Raw genomic sequence first — 3,579 nt, forward strand, 5'->3', positions numbered from 1 at the left:
GGCTGGGCGTCCGCGCCACGGTGGTGATGCCGCGCACGGCGCCGCGGCTGAAGGTCGACGCGGTACGGCGCCTGGGCGGGCGCTGGGTCGAGGTGTTGCTGGCCGGCCCGTCCTACAGCGAGGCGCAGGCCGAGGCGCTGGCGCTCGCCGCACGCCACGATGCCTGCCTGGTGCATCCCTTCGACGATGCGCAGGTGATCACCGGCCAGGCCACCGTGGCGCTGGAGATCCTCGACCAGCACGGCGGCCGGCTGGAGGCGGTGTTCGTGCCGGTGGGCGGCGGCGGCCTGCTCGCGGGCATGGCGGCAGTGATCAAGGCGATACGGCCGCAGGTGCGCGTGATCGGCGTGCAGGCCAGCGATGCCGACGCGATGGCCCGCTCGTTCGAAGCCGGCCGGCGCGTCGCCCTGGACGAGGTCGGCCTGTTCGCCGACGGCACCGCGGTCAAGCAGGTGGGCGCGCTGACCTATGCGCTGTGCCGGCGCCACGCCGACGCCATCGTGCGCGTGGACACCGCGGCGATCTGCGCGGCCATCCGCGACATCCACCAGGACGTGCGCAGCGTGCCGGAGCCTTCCGGCGCGCTGGCGCTGGCGGGGCTGCGGCAGTACGCCGCCTCCTGCGAAGGCGACGGTGCGCTGGTGGCGGTGGTCTCCGGCGCCAACCTGAATTTCGACAGCCTGCGCTTCGTGGCCGAGCGGGCGGCGCTGGCGTAGGCGTCTCTCAGAACAGGTCGATGCTGCCGACGTTCACCGCCTCGCCGGCCAGGTCGCCGCGCGCCACCAGTTCCTCGTAGCTGTAGGTGCGGTTGCGGCCGTGTTCCTTGGCGTAGTACAGCGCCTTGTCGGCGCGGTCGATCACCGATTCGGGGTAGTCGCCCACCGCGGCGAGCGCGTAGCCCACGCTGACGGTGACGTGGCCGACCTGCGGGAACGGGAAGCCGGCCACGCGTTCGCGGAAGCGCTCCAGCGCGCCGCGCACCGCCTCGTCGTGCCCGGTGAGCAGCACCACGAATTCCTCGCCGCCGAAGCGGAACAGCATGTCGCCCTGGCGGAATCCGGTGCGCATCTGCTGCGCCAGCAGCAATATCACCTCGTCGCCGTAGATGTGGCCGAAGGTGTCGTTGACCCGCTTGAAATGGTCGATGTCGAAGATCGCCAGCCATACCCCCGCGTCGTCGGCGCGCGGCGCGCGGCGCTCGTGCGGCCTGCGCGCGGCGGCCAGCGGGCGGAACATCCGCTGCAGGTGGCGCTCGAAGCTGCGCCGGTTGTACAGGCCGGTGAGCTTGTCGCGCTCGCTCTCGTTGAGCAGGGTGATGTAGTTGGCGTAGATGCGCGCGAAGCCCTCGGCCAGCGCGCGTGCGCCGTCCAGCGGGGCGTCGCTCTCCAGCTGCAGCGCGCCCAGCGCGCGGCCCTCGTGCAGCACCGGCACGTACAGCCGGTGGCTGCCGTCGGCGCCCTGCCCGGCGTGGCTCTGCTGCTGGTCCATGCAGTGCCAGACCGGTTGCCACGACGGGTCCTGGTCGTCCGCCTCGCTGGCGCGGACCGAGAACGCCCCCTGCGCATCGCAGGCAACGCGCACCAGGCCCTCCAGCCGGCGGCCGTCCACCGTGCGCTTGCACAGCAGCACCGCACGCGCCGGCGCCAGCTCGGCCAACGACAGGACCAGCCCATGGTCGAGCGCATCGATGTCGCGATGGTGGGTGAAGGAAGCGACCGACTCGAGCAGTCGCGCCGGCAACGGCACCGCTCGCGGCGCCGCGGCGACCGCGGGCACTGCCCGCGCCAGCGGAATGACGGCTTCTTTACCGATGTCGTATGCCACGGACATGCTGGCCTCCCGACGCCGGCAGGACCTCCCGCCGGTCCCGCCGTGTGCGGCGGGCTCTGTCACCGGGTTTATCGGCCACGGCGGGCATGCACTTGAGCCCGGCGTGGCTCGGCGCTGCGTTTGCATGCGCTTGACGGCGCCTGCGCAAGGCTGGCGGCACTTGAATCCGGACGGAGCCCCGAGCCATGCCGAACAATCCCCAGCATCCGGAACCGCCGATCGCGCAGCCGGGCAAACTGCGCCCGGACCAGGAGATCCGCAGCCCCGGCAGCGCCAACCCGGCCCGCGACGCCGACAGCGATCCCCTGGCCAGCCCACTGGAACGGGACGACCCGCTGGAGCCGCCGGCACCGTAGGCCGGCCGCGCCACGAAGCCACGCCCGGTTCCCCGCGCGGTGCCGGGGAACGGGTGCTTGAGTGCGCGAAGTCTAGGATCGCCGCGAGCCGCCCGGGCTACACTGCCGCGCATGGCTCCCACTCCCCGCAAGCGCCAGCACCGCAAGCCGCCGCCCACGGCCAGGCCGCACACCCCCGCCCGCAGCGCACGCCCGGTCCGCCCGGCGGACAGTTCCACCCGCGCCACCCGCGTGCTCGATGCATTGCTGCGCCCGCTGCCCCCGCACTGGCGCGAAAAGGCGGCCGACTACCTCGTGCTCACCCGCATGGACCGCCCGATCGGCGCGCTGCTGCTGCTGTGGCCGACCTGGTGGGCGCTGTGGCTGGCCGCCGGCGATTTCCCGCCGTGGAAGGCACTGCTGATCTTCACCCTGGGCGTGTTCGCTATGCGCTCGGCCGGCTGCGCGATCAACGACAACGCCGACCGCAAGCTCGACCCGCAGGTGGCGCGCACCGCCGGACGGCCGATCGCCAGCGGGCGGGTGAGCCCACGCGAGGCGCTGGTCGTGTTCGGCGCGCTGCTGGCGTTCTCGTTCGTGCTGGTGCTGCTCACCAACGCGCTGACGATCAAGCTGGCTTTCGCCGGCGCCGCGCTGGCGGCGGTCTACCCCTTCACCAAGCGCTGGACCTACCTGCCCCAAGTGGTGCTGGGCGCGGCGTTCGGCTGGTCCATCCCGATGGCCTTCGCCGCGGTGACCCACGGCGTGCCGCCGCTCGGGTGGCTGTTGTTCCTGGGCAACATCCTGTGGTCGGTGATCTACGACACCGAGTACGCGATGGTCGACCGCGACGACGATCTCAAGGTCGGCGCCAAGTCCACCGCGATCCTGTTCGGCGACGCCGACGTGCCGATCCTGGGGATGCTGATCGGCACCTTCCTGCTGGCGATGCTGTTCGTCGGCCAGCGCGCGCAGCTGCCCTGGCCGTACTGGCTGGGCCTGCTCGCCGCCGCCGGCCTGTTCGGCTGGCAACTTTGGTTGATCCGCCGCCGCGCCCGCGACGCCTGCCTGGCCGCGTTCCGCCACAACAACTGGGTGGGCCTGACGCTGTGGATCGGCATCGTGCTCGCCCTCGCCGTGAAGTAACGCCCGCCCTATCTGCCACGCGGCGACGGTGCCCGCGCCAGCGCCCATACGTCCACCCGCGCCACGCCTGCACGCCTGAGCACGCGCGCGCATTCGGCCAGCGTCGCGCCGGTGGTCATCACGTCATCGAGCAGGGCCACGTGCGGCGGCACCGCCGCGCCCTCGCGCAGCGCGAACGCCCCCCGCACGTTGCGCCGGCGCGCGTGTGCGTCCAGCTCGGTCTGCGCGGCGGTCGCGCGAGGGCGCAGCAGCCAGTCGTGCCGCACCG

General features: G+C 72.7%; 3 protein-coding genes and 2 pseudogenes. 3 read left to right on the plus strand and 2 right to left on the minus strand.

Features of this window, described 5'->3' with window-relative positions:
• Positions 1-710 (plus strand): annotated as a pseudogene (locus HOQ08_RS11040) (pyridoxal-phosphate dependent enzyme); the annotation flags it as partial.
• A gap of 13 nt (positions 711-723) precedes the next feature.
• Here the strand turns inward: HOQ08_RS11040 and HOQ08_RS11045 are convergent.
• A complete protein-coding gene (locus HOQ08_RS11045; protein ID WP_291194542.1) occupies positions 724-1,830 on the minus strand; it encodes a GGDEF domain-containing protein in 1,107 nt (368 codons plus the stop codon).
• 185 nt (positions 1,831-2,015) lie between these two features.
• Between HOQ08_RS11045 and HOQ08_RS11050 the strand changes: the two genes are divergently transcribed.
• The gene (locus HOQ08_RS11050; protein WP_291194545.1) at positions 2,016-2,186 is read left to right on the plus strand and encodes a hypothetical protein; all 171 of its coding nucleotides are present in this window, start codon (positions 2,016-2,018) and stop codon (positions 2,184-2,186) included.
• Positions 2,187-2,417: 231 nt separating this feature from the next.
• On the plus strand, positions 2,418-3,311 hold the full coding sequence (ubiA, locus tag HOQ08_RS11055) for a 4-hydroxybenzoate octaprenyltransferase (RefSeq protein WP_291194548.1): 894 nt from the start codon (positions 2,418-2,420) through the stop codon (positions 3,309-3,311).
• Between the two features lie 8 nt (positions 3,312-3,319).
• On the opposite strand, the pseudogene HOQ08_RS11060 reads toward ubiA, so the two are convergent.
• A pseudogene (locus HOQ08_RS11060) lies at positions 3,320-3,579 on the minus strand (ComF family protein); the annotation flags it as partial.

The sequence above is a fragment of the Frateuria sp. genome, assembly GCF_013362045.1.
In the GTDB taxonomy this organism is placed as follows: domain Bacteria; phylum Pseudomonadota; class Gammaproteobacteria; order Xanthomonadales; family Rhodanobacteraceae; genus Frateuria_A.

Bases quoted from the DNA above. Each gene is read 5' to 3' on its own strand.
- HOQ08_RS11050 (WP_291194545.1), top strand. From the start codon at position 2,016: ATGCCGAACAATCCCCAGCATCCGGAACCGCCGATCGCGCAGCCGGGC.
- HOQ08_RS11045 (WP_291194542.1), bottom strand. From the start codon at position 1,830: ATGTCCGTGGCATACGACATCGGTAAAGAAGCCGTCATTCCGCTGGCG.